Below are 19,596 nucleotides of genomic sequence, written 5' to 3'. Positions count from 1 at the left end.
CAACCCAAGCAACAGAGAGTTCTGAATATTTCCCAGTGATATCCCATAATCAGCCAATCACCCTGAAAAAACTAACGAATTTCAGAACAATAATGGAATGTATATTTTGTCCATTCTACCGTCAGCTGTTCTTAATCCACCTGTTGGGCAAGATTATATAAATAGACCAAAGCGATAAACATAAGGCAGGCAGCCAACAAGGAGACTGTGAGTTTTCATAGCAGATAACACCATGCCACCATTCGTCGAGATGGATAAATTTGACATCAATACCCAAAGAGACTTGCTCTAGGCTTCCTACTTCGCAATACAGAACGCAAACTTTTTCTGAGCATCACGAGAGTGGTATCCCTTTCACTCTTTGGGTTAGCGTTGCACAATGTGCGCTCATCCATGGCCGTTACGAAAGAATTCGCTCATGTCCATCCGCATTGGCGTCGCTGGCTTGTCGATCCCCTCTGCGCTGGCTGAACAGTTCCCGTCCACCGGAACACACTTGCAGCGCTATGCCACACGGCTTTCCTGTGTTGAGATCAACAGCAGCTTCTATCGGCCACATCGCCGCACGACATATGAGCGCTGGGCAGCAAGCGTGCCGCCTTCTTTTCAGTTCTCCCTCAAACTCCCCAGAGCCATTACGCATGACCGACGCCTCGTCGATTGCCAGCCCCTCATTGAAAAATTCGCCGAGGAGACAAGCGGCCTTGGCGACAAACGAGGCCCCATCTTGGTACAGCTTCCTCCAAGTTTTTCTTATCCCGGCGATATTGCAGAACGCTTTCTTGAAGAATTGAAAAACCTGTTTCCCGGACCGATTGTACTAGAGCCCAGACATGCAAGTTGGTTCGTCCCTGAGGTTGACCATATGTTGGGGAGACAACAGGTCTCACGGGTAGCTGCAGATCCGGCCAAACCAATATCTGCAGCCGCCCATCCCGGAGGATGGCAAAGTCTTGCATATTTCCGCCTTCATGGCTCGCCACGCATTTATGAATCCACCTATGGCAAAGAGGCCATTGCAGCGCAGGCAAAAACTGTTGCGTCTTTCACGGCACTGGGCAGGGAGGTCTGGATGATTTACGACAATACGACCTTTGGTGCTGCCACCCAGAATGCCCTTGAGCTTGCTGCGGCCTTGGAGCGAAGTAAAAACTGAGCGCTTCAACGTGCCCCCTGCGCGGGTATCTGGAACGCAGAAAGCCGCCCATGGGGCGGCTGAGTATTTGTTTTTAAATGGATTTCGTCTGGTTGCGGGGGCAGGATTAATTCTCAAATTGCGACAATCCCAATTTGAAAACCAATCAATTTTAGATGCTTGCTTTAATCGAATTTTCAATGCCTATGCATAACCCGTTTTCTAAATCATGCACCCCTTTCTTAAATTCCACCGCCATATCAAGAGCATTTCTGCCGAAAACCGGTTCGGTGAAAATGCTCTCGTTTATTACTTTTACGGGCATTTTCACCTGTTTGAATACACGTATTCAAACGGCATCTGTTCTAGCCGACGGTATCGGTAGCAAAGATCGCTGTTGGCGTATTAGCCTGCGCACGGATCACAGGCCAATAAAATGGCGTGTCTCGCCAGCCTTTGTCGGCCTTTCCCTCCTGCCGCAACAAAAACAGAATTGGAGTATCAATGGCGTAAGTCTTAGCAAGTCGACCTTCTGTTTTCTCTGAGTCTGGAGTTTCAATATACTTTGCGTGCGAACTGGAGCTTGCCAGACGCGCCGAATTACGTCCTGTGGCTGCCCATAACCATATTTTTCCCCGCTGTTTTTTTTCAGGGTTCTGAGCGCTCAAATGAGCGATCGCAGCGCATGCGGCTTCCCAATCAAATGGAGACACGTCATCTGCATCCTCGAACAGCAATGTAGATGCTATCTGACGTAGCAATCCCTGCGCCACCTCTACCGAGACCAGTACTGGCTTAGGTGCACCGGTAATCCCCCCACTTTTAGTGGGGTTCTGACTGAGAATTCAGGCAATTGCTTTTAGTTTCTGAGCGGGTGTGAACCCGCCGTTCCCCATGTTGGGTCTGTCATGGTTATATGTCCAGAGCCATTGTGTTGCGACCTCCTGTACGTCCTGAATGCTTTCAAACAGAGACTGCTCCAGCCATTCCTGCCGGACTGTTCTGTTGTAGCGTTCGATATAGGCGTTCTGTTGCGGATTGCCCGGTTGCGTATAGATCAAGGTAATTCCTTGTTTTGCGGCCCATGAAACCAACGTATGACTGATATATTCAGGGCCATTATCCATTCTGATAGCCCCTGGCCTGCCGCGCCACTCCATAACCTGTTCCAGACAGCGGACAACCCGACAGGCCGGCAAGGAAAAATCAACCTCAATCGCCAGTCCTTCACGATTAAAGTCATCCAGAATGTTCAGGAGACGAAAAGCGCGTCCATCCAAAAGCCTGTCTGCCATAAAATCCATGGACCAGACCGTGTTGGGAAGGGTCGGAACCGAAAGTTTTTCAGGCTTTTCGCGAACCAGACGTCTGCGGGGTTTAATCCGCAGGTTAAGTTCCAGCTCCCGATAGATCCGATAAACCCGCTTATGGTTCCAGGGCTGTCCCTGCACATTACGTAGATACAGGAAACACAGGCCAAATCCCCATCTCCTGTGAGCCTGGGTCAGTCCCACCAGAAGAGCGGCAATCCGGTCGTTCTCCGCTGCCAGTCGCGGACGATAGCGAAAGCAGGTTTCCGATATCCCAAAAATCCGACAGGCCAGCGCAATGCTGACCCCGTGATGCGCCACAGCCTCTACGGCCAGTTCCCGGCGCTGGACTGGCCTCTTCATTTTTTTCCAAGGGCTTCCTTCAGGATATCCGTCTGCATGCTCAGATCCGCATACATACGCTTCAGCCGACGGTTCTCCTCTTCCAGAGCCTTCATCTGACTGATCATAGACGCATCCATGCCGCCATATTTCGCGCGCCACCGGTAAAACGTGGCATTGCTGATCCCATGCTCCCGGCACAGCTCTGGAACCGGGACGCCACCTTCAGCCTGACGGACCACACCCATGATCTGCGCGTCAGTAAAGCGATCACTCTTCATCAGAATCTCCTCATTCCATACGCTGAGAAAATTCTCATTCAAAAGCCACTCTTTTTATGGGGGGATTACCCACCGAATTGCACGATTTTCTCCACCTCGGCATCTAAATGTTCGATAGTTTTGCCAATACCTTTGGCGCCAGTACGATAACCAGTTTGGAAGCCTATCGGAAGTAGACGCTTGTACGGACGTAATGTTTGCGTAGTGGAAACTAAAATTTTATTAGGACTACATGGTACGATCGTACCGTCCTTTCCTTGCCGGATAAACTGCACCGACTTGTCAGCACCTGTTTCAATAGCCTTACGTAACGTAGAATCAAATTCTTCCATTTGCTGCATAGCTGCACGAATTGACTGCGAAGTGTAAAATCTCGTAACGGCCAAATTATCCCGGCGATATCCGTACATACGCGAATGCTGTAGCACCGTATCTTGCTGGAATCTATTAGGACGACGTCCATAATAAAAGCCTATTACGGCGTGTCGTCAGTTAAGCGCTGAGTATGGCACGTGAGGGTTGTACTTTGTGGCGTCCTGTGCTGACTGTTTTCCCGATTTTGTGGGAGAGCAACAGATGCGGCGCTACGGTTTACGCAACGATCAGTGGGAACGGATAAAAGACCTTCTCCCCGGTCGTGAAGGTCATGTCGGCGGCACAGCAGCGGACAACCGCCTGTTCGTGGAGGCCGTGCTGTATCGCTATCGCGCAGGCATTCCATGGCGTGATCTTCCTGCCCGTTTCGGAGACTGGAAAAACGTGCATCGGCGTCTGCGCCGCTGGTGTGAAAGCGGTGTTATTGAGAGGATCTTTCGCCATCTAGCCGCGGATCACGACAATGAATACATGATGATCGACAGCACCATTGTCCGGGCACATCAGCATAGTGCCGGAGCCCTCAAAAAAGGGGCGCGGATCAGGCCATCGGACGATCACGAGGCGGGTTGACGACAAAGATCCATGCCATCTGCGACGCTCTGGGCAATCCGGTGGAACTCGGCATCACACCGGGGCAGGATGCGGATATCAGCCAGGCGGAACCGATGCTGGAAAACATCGATCCGGATGCCTTCCTCGCCGACAGGGCGTATGACGCGGACAGACTGATTGATCGGCTGACACAGCGCGGGATTACTCCGGTCATCCCGCCGAAACGCAATAGAACAACCCAACGGGAAACCGACTTCGCTCTCTACCGCGAACGGAACCTTGTCGAGCGGTTCTTCAATAAACTCAAGCAGTTCCGTGCTATCGCAACACGCTACGACAAGCTGAAATCGACCTTCCTCGCAGCCGTGCAGTTCGCTTCAATCATTATCCTACTTAACTGACGACACGCTCTAGATTAGTCAAAGTAATGCCGCGATCAAGAACCTGGCCTCCCAAGAAGATATTCAACGGACTTCGAAGCTTAAGTTGTCCCGCATCATCAAGCATATCGATGACATTTTCTTCCGAATTAACCTTAGTTATAGTTATATAATCATCGGAAAGTGCTTTAACTACCTCACGGAATACATCTTCAAAACTTGGTATGGGCTTATCATCTAATTTAAGTGAACGCGACAAATCATCATATGAGGTTTGTATCAAGTCCCGCAATACCACGTTTCCGGTCTTAGCGGCCTGTACGAGTTGTCGGACAAGTTCATTGGTCAACTGTTCCTGCCAGTCATGGGCACTCTTTCCTGCCTCTGAATGTAGCAGAAAGGAATAAAGTAGTTTCTTCGAATTTTTACCGGCATTGCTGCCATTAATCCGCTGGATACAACTCCCGACGATAAATGTGATCAGTGCTGTGCGGTAACCTTCAATTTTTGGAGAAACCAAAGAATCCTCTAGTTTAAATACGCGCCCATCAAATTTTTTTAGACGATCGAATTCATAGTGATCCACGCGATAATGAATAAGACTTTCCAGCGTGTCATCCGCGCCCCGAGATAGTTCACCAAAATACGTATCACCGCCCACATACTCCTTCGGTACAGGAACTAGCTTTGTAAAAACGGGCCGCACGGGCTTGAATTCAAGCACGTTGCTAACTTCTACCTCTGTTGGCTGCAAATATAGTGAGTATGGAGTTGCTGTAACCTGAAGAAAAGAGACTTGAGAAATTAGAGAGCGTAGTTCACTAATTTGCATTGCGATCTTGTTTGCATTTTTGATATCTCCTTTTCTTGAGTAACCTATTGATGCACTATCGGCCTCATCATCAACAATAATGACCCTCTTATCAGCCATACTCTTATGGAGTTCGAACAAATCAATCAAACGTTGCAAGTTATCATCTTGCTTTTTGGCAACAAATATTAATTTTGACTCCAGCTCAAACTTGCTAAATTTTCTGGGGGCACTCATGATATCGTATATTTCGAGTTCTTTTTCATCAACAAAAGTCTCAAAATCTTTACGTAATCGTTTATAAGTCTGCTGAATTAATGCTTTAGAATTTTTGCTCAGAACAATAGCAATATCAAAACCATTGTCGAACGCCAGTGCGAGAACACTAATAAAAGTACGCGTTTTTCCACTTTGAACTTTACCAAGAAGCATTCCTGGTCGATCAGATGTTGTGGATTTATTTAAAAGTGCCTCAACCGCATCTTCTGCACAACGAAAAGTTTCTTTGCTGAATTTTGGGTTTTCTTCTTTGAATTGTTTGTAAAATTGACCATTTTTTTTAAGAACTATGCTCATTACGCTCTCCTAAACTCTCTTTTGATAAATTACACACTGATAATAAAAAGCACCCTCATGCTATTTTATATACTGCCTTCACATGGCTTATTTGTAATTTTATTGCACTACCTCCAGAAGATGAGATATTTCCTTAATAGGCTTCAGTCCGTGACCAAAGCGCCTGATTGCCTCGCGGTCTTTCTCAAGCGCCCCATAAGGCAGATATCGGACTTTCAGATCGGCAATCCTTCTGAACGCCGGTCGCCGCAACTGTTCCCGCACATCGGCTTCCCGCTTGTCTGGTGCCACAAGGAACAGGCCCTCCAGAGCCTGCGCCTCTGACCCGAGAGCAAGATCGAGCATCCGCACGATGCCGGAATAGATGGTCGTTGAATGCTCGACCTCGAATGCCGCAACGATCTTGTGGCTTTCCTGGTCCAGCCACAGGACATCAATCAGGCGCACGGATTCCGCTCCCTGCGTTTCCGTCGTGAACCCTGGCAATACCGACAGGCAGCCATCCCCCAACTTGCCATCCTGCCACGGACGACTGCGGTCATTGGCCGCAATCCAGACATCATACCCTAGGGAAAGTCCCAGATCGCGAAGCCAGCCCTGAATCTCGGTATGGGTATGATCCATTTCCCGCTCCGCAGCGAGGATCCGGGTCTCTTTTGCGCTCTGCTCCCTCACCTGATGAAGATCGGCTTCCCAGAGTTTTCGCGCTGTTTCGTCATCCTCGAGAGGCGGCGCTGTATAGCGTCCGCTTCCGAGATCAAACAGCAGTCCTCCGATAGCGCCCAGATCATTGGAAAGCAGCGAACGATAGGTCGCATTCAGCTTCAGGATACCCTGCCGCATGGCAAGATATTCCTCCCTTCGCCCCAGTTTCACCTTTGATCCGGTCAGGGCATTATAGCCCTTCACGATCGCCGTATTGAAAGGCGGCATGATTGTGGGGTGCAGGAAATACAGCAGATTGGCGACGGCTGGTCCCAGTCCCTTTATCTTCCGGGCATCAATCGCATGAATGGCCGAGACCACATGCTCTTCGGTATTGCAGCACAGACAGGTATCGAGAAGCTGCCCGAATGCTTTCTGGTTGGCAGGATTTTCATAGATATCGGGAATGCGTAGCTTCGGCTTCCACAGGAATGCATGATCCGCTCCCTTGAAAATCTGACGCTGTTCAGCAATTGAATGGACGACCGTTTCCAGGGATGAGCCACGATAGGCGACCCCGAATGTGCCCTCGGTTACCTCGGCAACGACTTGCTGCAGACCGCGGCGGATAGACCGGAAATTCTTGAGGCGCTCATCCCACAAAAACCAGCTCTGATAGGTGCCTGCCGGATCGTCCCGCCAGCGAAGTATGAGGTCTCGAATAAGGTCGGTCATCAGTCCAGAAGCTAAAATTACATTCGCTCTGAGCCTGATTGTAACAGCAGTTCACGTCAATGCGGATAATCGCAAGTGGTTGCGCGGTATGACACTCCCGCTTTGAACTTATTTCTCCTAAGCCTCTGGAATTAAACAGCTCTCCAGAAGAGGGCCTCAATTTACGCATAGCAAAACCCCGCTCAGCCGTTGACTTAGCGGGGTTTCAAAAGCTGCAATTGGTTGCGGGGTAAGATTACTGCTTAAATTGCGACAATCGCAATTTAAGAACAAATCAAATCTGCGAGACTGTTTTTATGATATTTTTTTCTGCATATATCTGATGACTTCGCATATACTATCGGCGAGCCCCTGCCCTCCGAACTAGGACGCTTTTACTCGGGGGTTTATTATTATTCGCTAATCTACTTAAATCTGAAAAACAACCGCCTGTTTCGCTCCCTCCTCTCAAATGGACGGGTCTCTAAGACGAGGCAGCGTCATACGCTCACGAAATTCTAGGCGCGCCGTCATCTCAGCTGCAATGTCAATAAAAGCACGAAGTTTTGGTTGGGTTTGGGATCTTCTCGGGAAATAAAGGAAGAGACCTGCATCTGGCGTAACAAATTCTCGCAACACAGACTCCAGCATCCCATTCGCAAGTTCCTCCCTCACCTCAAGATCAGACACATATGCAAGCCCCAGTCCCTGTCGAGCCAGCGAGACGACAGATGCACGATCATTGAGAATGAGATGACTTGGCACTTCGACCGAGAACTCGCGCCCCTGGTGACTAAATTCCCATTTATGCGGCAGGCCGGATGTCACGAAACGGTAGAGAATGGCCTCATGCCCGGTCAGTTCCTGCGGTGTCTCAGGACGTCCTGCGCGGGCGAAATATGCAGGACTACCGACAACAGACCATCCGATTGCTGGCGTCAGACGAACCGCCACCATATCTCGTTCGATTGATTCACCTAACCGTATTCCGGCGTCGTAATTGGCGGCAACAATATCCACTGTCCCTTCGTTTAGGGAGAGGTCCAAGATGACGTCAGGATATTTTTTCCTGAATTCGACAAGCAGAGGTTTTACAAGAACTGTCATAATCAGGTGTGGGAATGTCAACCGTAGAGTGCCGGAAGGTCGGTCACGAAAATGGCTGAGAGCATGGAAGGCAACGTTCACATCATCGACAGTATGTCGAAGCTGCTGAAATAGAACCACGCCCGCTTCTGTTAAAGTGACGTGCCGCGTCGTACGTTGAAATAATACAACGCCGTGCCGCCGTTCAAGATTGCGAATGGATTTGCTGATTGCGGTCGGTGTCACACGGAGAATTTTTGCAGCCTGCGTGAAACTCAGAGTCTCAGCAACGGCAAGAAACTGGACCACGTTTTCAAGAAGACTTCGATCCATTGCCACTCACATTATGAACCTAAGAGACAAAATCTATGTAGCACAATGAATATAGTCGCTTCAATATCTGCCTGCTACATCATTTCCAGCAGCCGTTAAGAATGAAGGGCCAAGACGGCCCTACTCAGGAAATTTCTAGCGATTTTCACGTCCTGAAGCGGGAGAAACCAAATATGATGAAACTGGTCGAAAAACGACGCTGGATGCTGCAGACAGGTATAGTCGGGATCGCTTCAGGCATCTTTGCCAGTGTGAGTGCAGACGCTCAAGATACATCGAGCGCTATAATATCGAACAAGTCGAAAGTGCGGTCCGCATTAAACGGATGGATGACAGGCAACGATGACGTACTGAATCTCCTTTCTGAGACTGTCAAATGGACAATCGCCGGAACTTCTTTGGTATCTGGCACGACTATTGGGAAGACGGCATTGATTACAAAAGTCCTTACCCCTTTTGGTGCCCGTTTTTCAAAGTCCAGCGAAAAATTTCGTCCGACCCGCATCATTGGAATCTACAGTGACGGAGATACTGTCATTGCTCATTTCGACGGACGAGGTATAGCCAATGACGGCAAACCTTACATCAACACATACGCATGGTTTCTTAAAATAAAAAATGGAACAATCGTAGAAGCTACCGCTTTTTTTGACAGCATCGCATTTAATGATTTGTGGACACGAGTAACACCATCTTATCCATAATCATATAAATTCACAAAACCACAACCTGAAATCCGATAATTCCACAATTCTACATAGGATTTGAACAAATGAAGACGTGGTTTATTACTGGAACGTCCTCCGGCTTCGGCCGCATCATGGTTGAAAAATTGTTGGAAAAAGGCGACCGTGTCGCCGCCACGCTCCGTAAACCCGAGATGCTTGAGGATTTAAAACAACAATATGCAAATCAGCTTTGGGTTGAAGCACTTGATGTCACGGACACGGTTAGGCTCCGTAAAGTTGTCGACAAGGCATTCGCCGATCTGTCTCGTATTGATGTGGTCGTCAGCAACGCGGGTTATGCGGTCTTCGGAGCTGCAGAAGAACTAACTGACGATCAGATCCGACGGGAAATCGACACCAACCTCATCGGATCGATCCAGCTTACGCGTGCGGTATTACCTTATCTTCGCCACCAAGGTGGGGGGCGCATCCTGCAGCTTTCATCAATGGGAGGACAAATATCTCTTCCCGCGTTGTCGCTCTACCACGCCACGAAATGGGGCATTGAAGGTTTTTTTGAAAGTATCATTGCCGAAACTGCACCTTTTGGCATTGAGATTACCTTGGTTGAGCCAGCCGGCGCCAACACAAACTTTGGTCACGGCAGTATGGACGTTTCTCCCCCGATGAACGTCTATAACGAGACCCCTGCTGGGATGATCCGGACAGCCCGGACAAACGGTGGTTACCAGCCTACGCTCGACCCTAAAAAAGCGGTGCAGGCAATGATCGATTCAGTCGGCCTGTCACCTGCACCGAGGCGGCTCCTCCTGGGTGGCCAAGGCTATGACCTTGTGCATCAGGCGCTTCAAGAGCGGCTCACCGCTCTTGAAGCGCAGAAGGATATCGCCTTCGCGGCAGATTATGACACGAAGACCAAAGAAAGTGTCTAGCTAAACCACTGTTTCATACTCATCTGCAAAACATGTCAGGAATTATCATGACAGACAATATCAAAGGCAAGGTCGTCGCCATTACAGGTGCCAGCAGTGGTATTGGTGAAGCTACGGCCCGTCGGCTCGGTCAGGCAGGCGCCAAAATCGTACTGGGTGCACGTCGCTTCGAGCGGCTGGAACGCATTGCCGCCGATATAATTCTAACAGGAGGAGAGGCACTTGCAGTCGACCTTGATGTGATGGATCGAGGGAGCGTTGATGCCTTTGCCGAAACCGCCATATCCAAATTCGGCGCTCTCGACATCCTGGTGAACAATGCGGGCGTCATGCTGCTCAGCCCTCTTGCCGAGGTAAAAGTCGATGAATGGGATCGCATGATCGACGTCAATATCAAAGGTGTGCTGTATGGTATCGGAGCAGCATTGCCGATTATGCAACGTCAGGGGAGAGGACATATCGTTAATGTCTCGTCGGTAGCAGGCCACCGCGTTGGACCGGGAAGTGCTGTTTATTCAGGCACCAAGTTCGCGGTTCGGGCAATCTCGGAAGGCTTTCGTCAGGAAGCGGGTCCAGCAATCCGGAGCACCATTATTTCTCCAGGAGCCGTCACCACGGAGCTTCCCAACCACATCACTGACGCAAAAATCGCGGAAGCCGCAAAAGCGATGTATTCCACGGCTATCGATGCTGATGCCATTGCACGCGCGATCGAGTACGCAGTCACTCAACCTGCCAATGTTGATGTAAACGAAATTCTCATTCGGCCAACGGCGCAGCAATCCTGAATTCGCCTTAACCTAAAATACAAAGGAGATGGAAGTGGCAACACAGCACTTCCACTGGACTTGTTAATGGCATGCGGCGACCACCATTTGATCTGTGGCAACTGCTGTGCGTGCGGGCAATCGCCGAGTACGGCAGTATCCACGGCGCGGCGCGTTTCCTGAACACCCGACAGTCGGCCGTGAGCCGGTCACTGCACAACCTTGAAGAGCGACTGAATGTCACCTTATTCATCCGCTCTCCCGCCGGCACGACGACGACGACGTTCGGTCGAGAGTTCGTCTGCTGGACCCAGGCGGTCCTGGACAACGTGGCCGGTATGAACGCCCGCGCGCAGCGAACGGGCAAGGGCGAAAACGGTCAGATCTCCGTCGGCATCCAGACCTGCGTCCTGCCTGGAAGATTTTCCGCCTTCACAGCGGAGTTCCGCACGACACATCCCGATATCGTCTTCCGTTATTCCGAGGGCACAGGCAAAAGGCTTTTGCATCGCCTCCAGCGCGGGCAGATCGATTTCGCAGTCGTCACACGTCGCAATCTGGCTCCAGCCCTGCGGGTCACGCCTCTGTGGAGCGACCGCATCGTAGCGGCGCTCCCGGTCAGTCATACACTGGCAGACCAGCGTAAAATCTCATGGCCTGATCTACGACACGATATATTCCTGATCGGACGGGATAACGCGGGTCAGGATTTCGAGGAACTCATCCAGCGCAAACTCGGGGAAACAGGGATCCGCCCAAAAATCCGACGCCATGATATCGGCAGCAACAGGATCGTTGCACTCGTCCAGAACAACGAAGGCATCGCCCTGCTACCCGCCTCGTGGTTGCCACTGATCCGCGATCGTCATGGGCATGATGTCAAGATCATAGAAATCCGGGACGCCGGCGGTTCCTCTCACCTGGAATTCGGGATTATCTGGCGACCCGACAATGAAAATCCCTGCGCCCGGAGCCTCGCCCGATATATCGAAGCCTGCCGGCCATGAAACTATTTTCCTGACAGATGACTTTTCTCCTTTCTCCGTGCCTTGGCGAACCCCTTATCCGACATCATGAACTGACGGAGCATGGGCGCGACCAGCCGGGCCGGGTCCATTACCCCGTCGTTGCCAGAAAGAAGTGCTGCATAAGCCAGCAGATTACGATGAACATCAGGTGGTAACGCCACGCTCATTTTCACCGGTTTTTCATCGGGAAGTTCCTTTATCTTCAACTCTGTCATCGTGGATGTCCTCCATTCTGGTAAGGCCTGAGTAACAGATCGTGTCCAACAAGAACCGTAAACGGAAGCCCTGGCCGGTCGGTGAGCGTTGGCTGGACGTTCAGGCTGCGATCGATCAACCGGTTGCCAACCATCGAGAAACCATTGCTGGCCCCGGAACGGACGGCCTGGGCCAGATTGTTCTCGCTCTGGCTGGTTCCGGCCTCTGATCCCACGCTGAGAAGCGTGGTCACGATGGCGGCTTTGAAGAGCTGGCCCCAATGGTTGTTCACCTCGTCGGACAGGCCGGACTGGCCGGTGGCGTCGCCACCGGGCAGCTTCTCCAGCACCAGGCTGTCACCATTCGGGAAGATCAGCCGGGTCCAGATGATCTGGGTGCGCTGCTGACCAAAGGATATCCCGCTGTTATAGGCCCCGAACAGCACGCTCCCCTGCGGGATCAGAAGATAGCGGCCTGTCGGGCTGTCATAGACGTTCTGGGTCACATGCCCGGTAATCTGGCCAGGCAGGTCGGAGCTAATTTTCGTGTTCAGCGCCCCCGCGATGACGGTGCCCGCCTGGAGGATATAAGGCGAGGCCGGGGGCATGATGCGATCCAGGCTGGTCGTCGCGCGGTCAGGCTGGCCCGCCAGAAAGGCGCGGTTGCCAGATTGTGCGTCGGTCGCAGGAACTGCCGACACCTGCGTGCCTGAATTACCTGGCGTGGGTGGGGCCTGCTCGCTGCCCCTGTCACGGTCCCCCGTCTGCACGAACAATTTGCTGGCGATCGCAGCCTCCACCTCCTGCGCAGCCCGCCGGTCATCGCCGCCAGACGCCGCCCTTCCCTGCTCCTGCGCTTTCAGAATGGTATGCCCCAGATCACCAGGCAGCGCTGGTCCCAGCTTAGGCACGTCCTTGCCGAGATAATCGGACGGCAGGCCGGCCAGACCATCGGCGGACGGACGGGCATCCGTATCCTGGCTGGCGGTCGGAGGAGCCGACTGGCGGCTGTTTTCCAGCGCGTAGCCCAGAGCGAACGCCACCGCGATCATGGCGACACCCCCCAGAGACCAGACCACGGTGCGTGACAGCCGCACTACACGCGGGCGTTCCGCCCGCAGGCGCAGATCGGGCGGCGGGGATGCTGCCGGTGCGACAGGATTACCCTCGCCTGTTTGTACCTCCCCGCTCATGACTTCCTGCCATCCGTCCGCACGATCCGCACACGCTGCTCGGAGTGTTTGTCTCCCAGGCGCAGTTCGGCAGCGGCAAACAACCGGTCCACGATCATCCAGTTCTGCCGAACCCGGTAATTGACCAATTCCGGCCCGCCATCGGCGCCCAGCACGAAGAGCGGCGGCAGTTCTCCCTGCCCGATCCCCGATGGAAAGGCGATATAGACCTTATGACCATCGTCAAACACCCGGCTGGGCAGCCAGGGCGGTGTCCCGCCCTTCACCGGCTGGATGGCGTAACGGAAATTCAGCGCGTCGAGTTTTAACCCTACATCTACCGGCGCAACATCATCGGCCGCATCATCCTGCCGATGCAGAGTAATCAGATCGTCCTCGGGATAGTCCCACGACACCGATGCCATATAGGTCGCGGAGGTCGCCCACAGTTCGGCGAGGTAGGTCCGCCGGTCGGTATTGACGATCAGGTTGGTCGTCAGGTCTGGCCGCGTGGGTTTGACCAGAATATGCACGCGCTTCGTCGTGCCCGCACCACTGGTGGTATCGCCCACGATCCAGCGTACGGTGTCACCCACTGCGACCGGCCCGGTGCCGACCAGCTTTTCGCCGGGCTGAAGCATGATGTCGGTGATTTCGCCGGGCGCGGCATAGACCTGATAGAGCGCGCCCGCGCTATAGGGATAAATCTGCACCGCATTCACATAACCGGCCCTCGTCGGCTGGATGCGCGCGGCAAGATTGGCCTGGGTCACCCGCACAGTAGGATCGGCCGCCTCGGGTGCAGGATGGTTGCGCCGCAACGACGGAAGCGGCTTGAGCTGGCCCTGCAGAGGAAGGATTTTCGGGACTTCCACGACCTGCACCGGTTTTGGCGGATCGGGCTGGCGCACGGCCTGAGCCGCGTCATCATAGCGGATGACGGGCGGATGGTACTGCTGCGCGCATCCGGCCAGGGGCAGGACAAGCAGAGGAAGAAAACGAAGAGCACGACGGATCATTGGCCCAACTCCTTCGACCAGTTGATGGCGGAGACGTAGATTCCGAGAGGGTTTTTCCGCAGATGATCAGCATCGCGCGGCGTCCGCAGCACGACCGAGACGATGGCCGTCCAATGCTCATTACCGGTGAATGCCCCATCACGGTAATGGCGCTCGGTCCAGGCGACACGGAAGCTCGATGGAGAAGCCCGGATCACTGAGGCGATGTCCACCTCGACCTGCTCGCGGCCAATCCGCGAAAACGGATCGTTGAGCCGCGCGTAATCATTCAGGGCCACGGCTCCGGAAACAGTGGTGAAATCATAGGCCCGCAGCCAGTTGTGCCGGACCACAACAGCATCCGATGACAAACCACGGACATCGCCGATAAACTGCGCAAGATACCAAGCAATCTGCGGATCGGCAGGCGTATAACCCGCTGTCGCCGGAGCCGCGACCTGCGCCTGCCCCAGATGGTCAACCTGCACGACCCAGGGCACAACCGTGCCACGGGCCGATTGCCAGACCAGTCCCGCGCCGAGCCCAGCGGACAGGACTAATGCCCCAAAAGCCATCAGTCGCCAGTTGCGGGCCTGGACGCGAGCAGAGCCGATGCGTTTGTCCCACACCTGCGCGGCTTTCTGATAGGGCGTGACCGGCTCGGGCGTGGTCCCGTAGCGTGAGGTGGAACGACCGAACATCATTCTTTCTCCGACAGATCAATGCTGGAACTTCCACCGCCGCCATCGGCCGAGCGGATGATATGGGCGGCCTCGGCAGCATGGGTCGCGGCGTTGCGGCGCTTCATGCTCCGTGCCCAGCGGGGCGGCTTGCCGTCAGGCGGGGAGCCAGGGCCATCGCCACCAGGATTGCCATCCCCGTCTGGTGGTCCCGCACCGGAACCGCCGCCGCTTCCGCCGTCACTCCCATCATTACCAGCGCTACCGCCCATTCCGCGTTCGGCCCAACGACCGCCGGCGGCATAACTTTCTTTCAGGGAGGAAGCCGCTGCTCCAGCCTTACCTTTCACGGCGTTCGCCGCAGCACCGCCAGCAGCGCGACCGACATTGCCGGCGGCGGCTGCCATACCCGCCGCGCCCGTCTGTCCGGCTGCCCCCACGGAATAAGCAGTGGTAGCAGCCCCTGCGATGGCGGCCCCACCTCGCGCGGCCGCCGCCGTTGCACCAAGCGCGGCAGCGCCCCCGGACGCCAGGGCAGCGGGCGCGGCAACAGCCGCAGCACCCATTGCACCCACCGCCATCGCGGTTCCGGCCGCTGCCCCGGCACCAAGCTGGGGCGCGCCGGAGATCAGCCCGTTCGCGAGAGAGCCACCGAAAACGGCGAGCCCCACGATGCAGAGCGACGCCAGCACGACGGACAACGCCTGGCCGATCGTGGGCGCACTATCCCCGTAGGACGTCGTGAACTGTTTGAAGAGCACAGAGGCAATGGCGGAGATCACCGCCAGCACCATGATCTTCACGCCGGACGAGACGACATTGCCCAGCACCTTCTCGGCCAGGAAGGCCGTGCGGTTGAACAGGGCAAACGGGATCAGCACGAAGCCCGCGAGTGATGTGAGCTTGAACTCGACGATGGCGACGAAGAGCTGAACGGCAAAAATGAAGAAGGCCGCCAGCACGATGAACCAGCACAGGAGCAGAACGAGGATCTGCACGATGCTGGCCAGGGCACCGAATGAAAACGCCAGTTTACTCGCCGCATCCAGAAGCGGCTGCGCGGCATCGAGCCCGGTCGCGGCCAGCCGGCCAGGATGCATGAAATCCCCAAGGGCCAACGTGCCACCCCCGGCCTTGAGGCCGAGAGCGGCAAAACTGTTAAAGACGATCCCCGACAGGCCGCTAAAATGGTCGATGACGAAGGCAAAAAAGCCGATATAGAGTGTCTTCTTCACCAGGCGCTGAACGATGTCCTCGTCGGCGGCCCAGGCCCAGAACAGGCCGGCCAGCACGATATCCAGCACCGAGAGCGAGCCCGCGAGCGACACCACGCTGCCCCGGACCAGACCGAAACCGCTGTCGATCGTGGTCTCGAAGGTATTCAGGAAACCATCGATGATCCCGACATTATCGCTCGCCATCGCTCAATATCCGGAAGCGGGGATCGCAACGGCCTGGGGAACATAGGCGTCGCGCTGCGAGAAATGCTGATACTGCGCTTCCGCACCCGCCTCATTCGCCGCCTGTTGCGCGCGTTCGAGATCCGCCGCCCGACCGTTGGCCGCCAGTTCGGCCTGGATGTCGGAAAGCTGGCGGGATTGCAGAGCCATAAGCTGGTTGCCGGCCTGCGCGGCCTGCAACGCCCCGGTTGACGTCTGGCTGGCCGACACCAGTTGTGTCATGGCTGAACTGTCGGACGGGATGTTGCCCACCACCCGCGCCTGAAGCTTCAGGGCGTCCTCGAACCCGCCCACGGAATTCTGCCACCGGGTCTGCGCCTGGCTGAACAGGGCGCTGTCGGACATGCCCGAGGACACAGATGTGTACGCCTGCTGGTATTGCTGTTCGACGGACTGGACGCTGTAGGCAATATTCTGCGCCTGCGCGAGCAGAGCCGTGGTCTGTAAAATCGTCGATTGCAGCGTCGACAATATCGACAGAGGCATGCTCGCCAGATTGCGGCCCTGGTTGACGAGCATCTGCGCCTGGTTGGCGAGGGACGTAATCTGGTTGTCGATCTGCTGGAGCGTGCGCGCCGCGATCAACACGTTCTCGACATGGTTCGCGCCGTCATACACCGCCCATTGGGCACGGGCGGACGGAATGATGGTGATCGAAAGTGCCCCGATGGCGACATAAAGACGCATGTTGTATTTCATGGCACGCCTCCATCGCGCAGAAGGTGGCCGGCCCATGCCACGCCACGCGCCTCGAACCAGGCTGGCAGAAAACCGTCCCGCCCGTGCTCCGCCAGCACCGCATCGATCAGTCGGTGATCGTCCTTGCCAGATGCCGCGCACAATGCCAGCGCCACAGGACCGAGGCCCAGTTCGAACAGGCGGTTGCCGCGCTGCGTCTGGCAGTAATACTCACGCTTGGACGCCGCGCGCGCGATGATGGCGATCTGCCGGTCGTTCAGACCGAAGTCGCGATAAATCGCCATGATCTGCGGCTCGATCGCGCGCTCGTTCGGCAGGAAGATCCGCGTGGGGCAGCTTTCCACCACTGCTGGCGCAATGGGGGAATTGGCGATATCGGACAGGGACTGGGTCGCGAAAATTACCGACGCATTCTTCTTGCGCAGGGTCTTGAGCCATTCACGCAACTGACCGGAGAAGTTCCCGTCATCGAGAACGAGCCAGCCTTCATCGATCACCAGCAGGGTGGGTCGTCCATCCAGCCGTCCTTCAATGCGATGGAACAGACAGGACAACACGGAAGACGCCGCCCCGGAACCGATCAGACCCTCAGTTTCGACGACGACGACATCGGCATCGCCCAACCGCTCGACGTCCGCATCCAGCAGGCGGCCATAAGGACCACCCAGGCAGTACGGTGCCAGCGCCTGTTTCAGGGCGTTAGACTGGAGCAATGCCACCAGGCCGGACAATGTCCGTTCACCAACGGGCGATGAGGCCAGGGAATTCAGGGCCGACCAGAGATGGGCTTTGACGTCCGGGGTAAGCATCACCCCCTCGCCAAGAAGGATCTGCCCCAGCCATTCACTGGCCCATTTGCGCTCGTCGGGGTCGTCAATCTGTGCCAGCGGCTGGAGGGAAACCGCAGGATGATCATCCCCGTCGTCAGTCAACCCACCACCGAGATCGTGCCAGTCCCCGCCCATCGCGAGCGTTGCCGCGCGCATGGAACCCCCAAAATCGAAGGCAAAAACCTGCGCGCCCTGATAGCGCCGGAACTGCAACACCATCAGGGCCAGTAACACCGACTTCCCTGCACCCGTTGGTCCTGCGATCAACGTGTGACCCACATCGCCAACGTGGAGGCTGAACCGGAATGGCGTGGCTCCGGCGGTCTTGCCATAGAACAGCGGTGCCGCCTTGAAATGTCCGTCCTGCTCCGGCCCTGCCCATACGGCGGACAGCGGAATCATATGCGCGAGGTTCAGGGTCGAAACAGGTGGCTGGCGCACATTGGCGTAAACATGGCCAGGAAGAGAGCCGAGCCACGCTTCCACGGCGTTGAGGCTTTCCGCCATGCAGGTGAAATCGCGACCCTGGATGATCTTTTCGACCAGCCGCAGCTTCTCGGCCGCGATGCTGGCGCTGCCATCCCAGACCGTGACAGTCGCGGTGATGTACGCCTGCCCGACATCGTCGGCGCCAAGGGATTGCAGGGCCAGATCGGCGTCGGCAGCCTTGTTGGCGGCATCGTTATCCACGAGAACCGACGCCTCGTTGGTCATCACCTCCCGAACAATCGCTGCAATGCTCTTCCGCTTTGCGAACCATTGGCGACGGATTTTCGTCAGCACCTTCGTGGCATCGGTCTTATCGAGCAGGATGGCACGGGTGGACCAGCGGTAGGGCATAGCCAGCCGGTTCAGGTCATCGAGAATGCCGGGAAACGTGCGGCTGGGGAAACCCGTGATGGTCAGGGTTTTCAGATACGCATCGCCGAGTTTCGGTTCCAGACCGCCCGACAGCGGCTGATCGACCAGCAGCGCATCCAGATGCATCGGAATTTCCGGCACCCGGACCCGCTGGTTCCGGGTGGAGATGGTACTGTGCAGATAAGTCAGCGTCTCACCGTCATCGAGCCAGGCGGCCTCGGGCATGAACCCGTCCAGCAGCGCCAGCATCCGATCCGTGCGGTCCACGAACGCATGGAGCATACCATGCGGATCGGGACCATCTCGCTCCCTGCCCTCATACAGAAAACGCTCGGCACGCCCTGAAGATTCCGCCGGTGGTAACCAGACCAGCGTGAGGAAATAGCGGCTCTCGAAGTGCGTCCCCTCGTCCTCGAACTGCTCCCGACGTTCCAGATCGACCATCTGACTGGCGGCGTCCGGGAAATCGCACTCGGGATAGAGGGTCGCTGGCACACGCTGCGCTTCCACGAACACGGCCCAGCCGGAGCCAAGCCGACGCAGGGCATTGTTCAGCCGCCCCGTGACACCCACCAGTTCCGACGGCGTGGCGCTATCCAGATCGGGGCCGCGTATCTTTGCCGTTCGCTGGAAGGAACCGTCCTTGTTTAGGACGACACCTTTCTCCACGAGCGCGGCCCATGGGAGAAAATCCGACAGGAGGGCTGCACGGTTGCGATATTCGCCAAGGGACATCATGGCCC

Annotated in this window: 19 protein-coding genes and 1 pseudogene; 6 read left to right on the top strand and 14 right to left on the bottom strand. The window is 55.2% G+C overall.

All coding sequences use genetic code 11. From position 1 onward, the window contains the following. Window positions 1-418 precede the first annotated feature (418 nt). Window positions 419-1,156, top strand: a complete 738-nt coding sequence (locus ASN_RS09645) for a DUF72 domain-containing protein (protein WP_058988046.1) — start codon at window positions 419-421, stop codon at window positions 1,154-1,156. Window positions 1,157-1,500: 344 nt separating this feature from the next. On the opposite strand, the gene ASN_RS09640 is transcribed toward ASN_RS09645, so the two are convergent. The 4 genes and pseudogenes from ASN_RS09640 to ASN_RS20560 form a co-directional block, all read right to left on the bottom strand. Next, window positions 1,501-1,848 (bottom strand): hypothetical protein, encoded by a 348-nt coding sequence (locus tag ASN_RS09640; protein ID WP_197603273.1) that lies wholly within the window; start codon window positions 1,846-1,848, stop codon window positions 1,501-1,503. A 132-nt stretch (window positions 1,849-1,980) separates the two neighbouring features. Then, a protein-coding gene (locus ASN_RS09635; RefSeq protein ID WP_099048368.1) for an IS3 family transposase occupies window positions 1,981-3,068 on the bottom strand; the annotation gives its coding sequence in 2 pieces (ribosomal slippage) (window positions 1,981-2,807 and window positions 2,807-3,068; 1,089 coding nt in all). A gap of 65 nt (window positions 3,069-3,133) precedes the next feature. After that, complete coding sequence (locus tag ASN_RS09625) at window positions 3,134-3,400, bottom strand: hypothetical protein (protein WP_231948163.1); 267 nt, start codon at window positions 3,398-3,400, stop codon at window positions 3,134-3,136. A gap of 6 nt (window positions 3,401-3,406) precedes the next feature. Then, window positions 3,407-3,478 (bottom strand): annotated as a pseudogene (locus ASN_RS20560) (hypothetical protein); the annotation flags it as partial. Window positions 3,479-3,644: 166 nt separating this feature from the next. On the opposite strand from ASN_RS20560, the gene ASN_RS18760 reads away from it, so the two are divergent. Next, a protein-coding gene (locus ASN_RS18760; protein ID WP_099048343.1) for an IS5 family transposase occupies window positions 3,645-4,399 on the top strand; the annotation gives its coding sequence in 2 pieces (ribosomal slippage) (window positions 3,645-3,975 and window positions 3,975-4,399; 756 coding nt in all). On the opposite strand, the gene ASN_RS09610 is transcribed toward ASN_RS18760, so the two are convergent. From ASN_RS09610 to ASN_RS09600, 3 genes are all read right to left on the bottom strand, one after another. Then, window positions 4,392-5,765, bottom strand: a complete 1,374-nt coding sequence (locus ASN_RS09610) for a Z1 domain-containing protein (RefSeq protein ID WP_082666637.1) — start codon at window positions 5,763-5,765, stop codon at window positions 4,392-4,394. The two genes, ASN_RS18760 and ASN_RS09610, sit on opposite strands and share 8 nt — an antisense overlap. 99 nt (window positions 5,766-5,864) lie before the next feature. Next, the gene (locus ASN_RS09605) at window positions 5,865-7,145 is read right to left on the bottom strand and encodes a hypothetical protein (protein WP_058988042.1); all 1,281 of its coding nucleotides are present in this window, start codon (window positions 7,143-7,145) and stop codon (window positions 5,865-5,867) included. A gap of 447 nt (window positions 7,146-7,592) precedes the next feature. After that, window positions 7,593-8,543, bottom strand: a complete 951-nt coding sequence (locus tag ASN_RS09600; protein WP_082666636.1) for a LysR family transcriptional regulator — start codon at window positions 8,541-8,543, stop codon at window positions 7,593-7,595. Between the two features lie 101 nt (window positions 8,544-8,644). Here ASN_RS09600 and ASN_RS09595 point away from each other — a divergent pair, with 101 nt between their 5' ends. From ASN_RS09595 to ASN_RS09580, 4 genes are all read left to right on the top strand, one after another. Then, a complete protein-coding gene (locus ASN_RS09595) occupies window positions 8,645-9,247 on the top strand; it encodes a nuclear transport factor 2 family protein (protein WP_058988041.1) in 603 nt (200 codons plus the stop codon). Window positions 9,248-9,315: 68 nt separating this feature from the next. Further along, the gene (locus ASN_RS09590; RefSeq protein WP_058988040.1) at window positions 9,316-10,164 is read left to right on the top strand and encodes an SDR family oxidoreductase; all 849 of its coding nucleotides are present in this window, start codon (window positions 9,316-9,318) and stop codon (window positions 10,162-10,164) included. A 47-nt stretch (window positions 10,165-10,211) separates the two neighbouring features. Then, complete coding sequence (locus ASN_RS09585) at window positions 10,212-10,952, top strand: SDR family oxidoreductase (protein ID WP_046899429.1); 741 nt, start codon at window positions 10,212-10,214, stop codon at window positions 10,950-10,952. Window positions 10,953-11,023: 71 nt separating this feature from the next. Then, entirely contained in the window at window positions 11,024-11,938 is a 915-nt protein-coding gene (locus ASN_RS09580) for a LysR family transcriptional regulator (RefSeq protein ID WP_058988039.1), read from the top strand. A 2-nt stretch (window positions 11,939-11,940) separates the two neighbouring features. On the opposite strand, the gene ASN_RS09575 is transcribed toward ASN_RS09580, so the two are convergent. The 7 genes from ASN_RS09575 to trbE are packed head-to-tail and all read right to left on the bottom strand — an operon-like array spanning window position 11,941 to window position 19,591. Continuing rightward, window positions 11,941-12,174 (bottom strand): DUF2274 domain-containing protein, encoded by a 234-nt coding sequence (locus ASN_RS09575; RefSeq protein WP_046899431.1) that lies wholly within the window; start codon window positions 12,172-12,174, stop codon window positions 11,941-11,943. Then, window positions 12,171-13,346, bottom strand: coding sequence for a TrbI/VirB10 family protein (locus ASN_RS09570; RefSeq protein ID WP_058988038.1), 1,176 nt, complete (start codon window positions 13,344-13,346; stop codon window positions 12,171-12,173). The genes ASN_RS09575 and ASN_RS09570 overlap by 4 nt, the downstream gene beginning before the upstream one ends. Continuing rightward, the gene (trbG, locus tag ASN_RS09565) at window positions 13,343-14,344 is read right to left on the bottom strand and encodes a P-type conjugative transfer protein TrbG (RefSeq protein WP_058988037.1); all 1,002 of its coding nucleotides are present in this window, start codon (window positions 14,342-14,344) and stop codon (window positions 13,343-13,345) included. The genes ASN_RS09570 and trbG overlap by 4 nt, the downstream gene beginning before the upstream one ends. Next, entirely contained in the window at window positions 14,341-15,024 is a 684-nt protein-coding gene (gene trbF, locus ASN_RS09560; RefSeq protein WP_058988036.1) for a conjugal transfer protein TrbF, read from the bottom strand. Before trbF ends, trbG begins: the two co-directional genes overlap by 4 nt. Further along, window positions 15,024-16,424, bottom strand: a complete 1,401-nt coding sequence (gene trbL, locus ASN_RS09555; RefSeq protein WP_058988035.1) for a P-type conjugative transfer protein TrbL — start codon at window positions 16,422-16,424, stop codon at window positions 15,024-15,026. The genes trbF and trbL overlap by 1 nt, the downstream gene beginning before the upstream one ends. 3 nt (window positions 16,425-16,427) lie before the next feature. Further along, window positions 16,428-17,150, bottom strand: coding sequence for a P-type conjugative transfer protein TrbJ (trbJ, locus tag ASN_RS09550; protein WP_197603361.1), 723 nt, complete (start codon window positions 17,148-17,150; stop codon window positions 16,428-16,430). An 8-nt stretch (window positions 17,151-17,158) separates the two neighbouring features. Then, window positions 17,159-19,591, bottom strand: a complete 2,433-nt coding sequence (gene trbE, locus ASN_RS09545; RefSeq protein WP_058988033.1) for a conjugal transfer protein TrbE — start codon at window positions 19,589-19,591, stop codon at window positions 17,159-17,161. Window positions 19,592-19,596 lie beyond the last annotated feature (5 nt).

Source organism: Acetobacter senegalensis (assembly GCF_001499615.1).
GTDB lineage: Bacteria > Pseudomonadota > Alphaproteobacteria > Acetobacterales > Acetobacteraceae > Acetobacter > Acetobacter senegalensis.
Note: the sequence above shows the minus strand (reverse complement) of the source record. Positions and strands in the feature narration are given on the sequence as shown.

Coding starts and splice junctions, on each gene's coding strand:
- ASN_RS09600 (WP_082666636.1), bottom strand. CDS start 8,543: ATGGATCGAAGTCTTCTTGAAAACGTGGTCCAGTTTCTTGCCGTTGCT.
- trbL (WP_058988035.1), bottom strand. CDS start 16,424: ATGGCGAGCGATAATGTCGGGATCATCGATGGTTTCCTGAATACCTTC.
- ASN_RS09570 (WP_058988038.1), bottom strand. CDS start 13,346: ATGAGCGGGGAGGTACAAACAGGCGAGGGTAATCCTGTCGCACCGGCA.
- ASN_RS09580 (WP_058988039.1), top strand. CDS start 11,024: ATGCGGCGACCACCATTTGATCTGTGGCAACTGCTGTGCGTGCGGGCA.
- ASN_RS09645 (WP_058988046.1), top strand. CDS start 419: ATGTCCATCCGCATTGGCGTCGCTGGCTTGTCGATCCCCTCTGCGCTG.
- ASN_RS09610 (WP_082666637.1), bottom strand. CDS start 5,765: ATGAGCATAGTTCTTAAAAAAAATGGTCAATTTTACAAACAATTCAAA.
- trbE (WP_058988033.1), bottom strand. CDS start 19,591: ATGATGTCCCTTGGCGAATATCGCAACCGTGCAGCCCTCCTGTCGGAT.
- trbJ (WP_197603361.1), bottom strand. CDS start 17,150: ATGCGTCTTTATGTCGCCATCGGGGCACTTTCGATCACCATCATTCCG.
- trbF (WP_058988036.1), bottom strand. CDS start 15,024: ATGTTCGGTCGTTCCACCTCACGCTACGGGACCACGCCCGAGCCGGTC.
- ASN_RS09590 (WP_058988040.1), top strand. CDS start 9,316: ATGAAGACGTGGTTTATTACTGGAACGTCCTCCGGCTTCGGCCGCATC.
- ASN_RS09595 (WP_058988041.1), top strand. CDS start 8,645: ATGAAGGGCCAAGACGGCCCTACTCAGGAAATTTCTAGCGATTTTCAC.
- ASN_RS09625 (WP_231948163.1), bottom strand. CDS start 3,400: ATGGAAGAATTTGATTCTACGTTACGTAAGGCTATTGAAACAGGTGCT.
- ASN_RS09585 (WP_046899429.1), top strand. CDS start 10,212: ATGACAGACAATATCAAAGGCAAGGTCGTCGCCATTACAGGTGCCAGC.
- ASN_RS09605 (WP_058988042.1), bottom strand. CDS start 7,145: ATGACCGACCTTATTCGAGACCTCATACTTCGCTGGCGGGACGATCCG.
- trbG (WP_058988037.1), bottom strand. CDS start 14,344: ATGATCCGTCGTGCTCTTCGTTTTCTTCCTCTGCTTGTCCTGCCCCTG.
- ASN_RS09575 (WP_046899431.1), bottom strand. CDS start 12,174: ATGACAGAGTTGAAGATAAAGGAACTTCCCGATGAAAAACCGGTGAAA.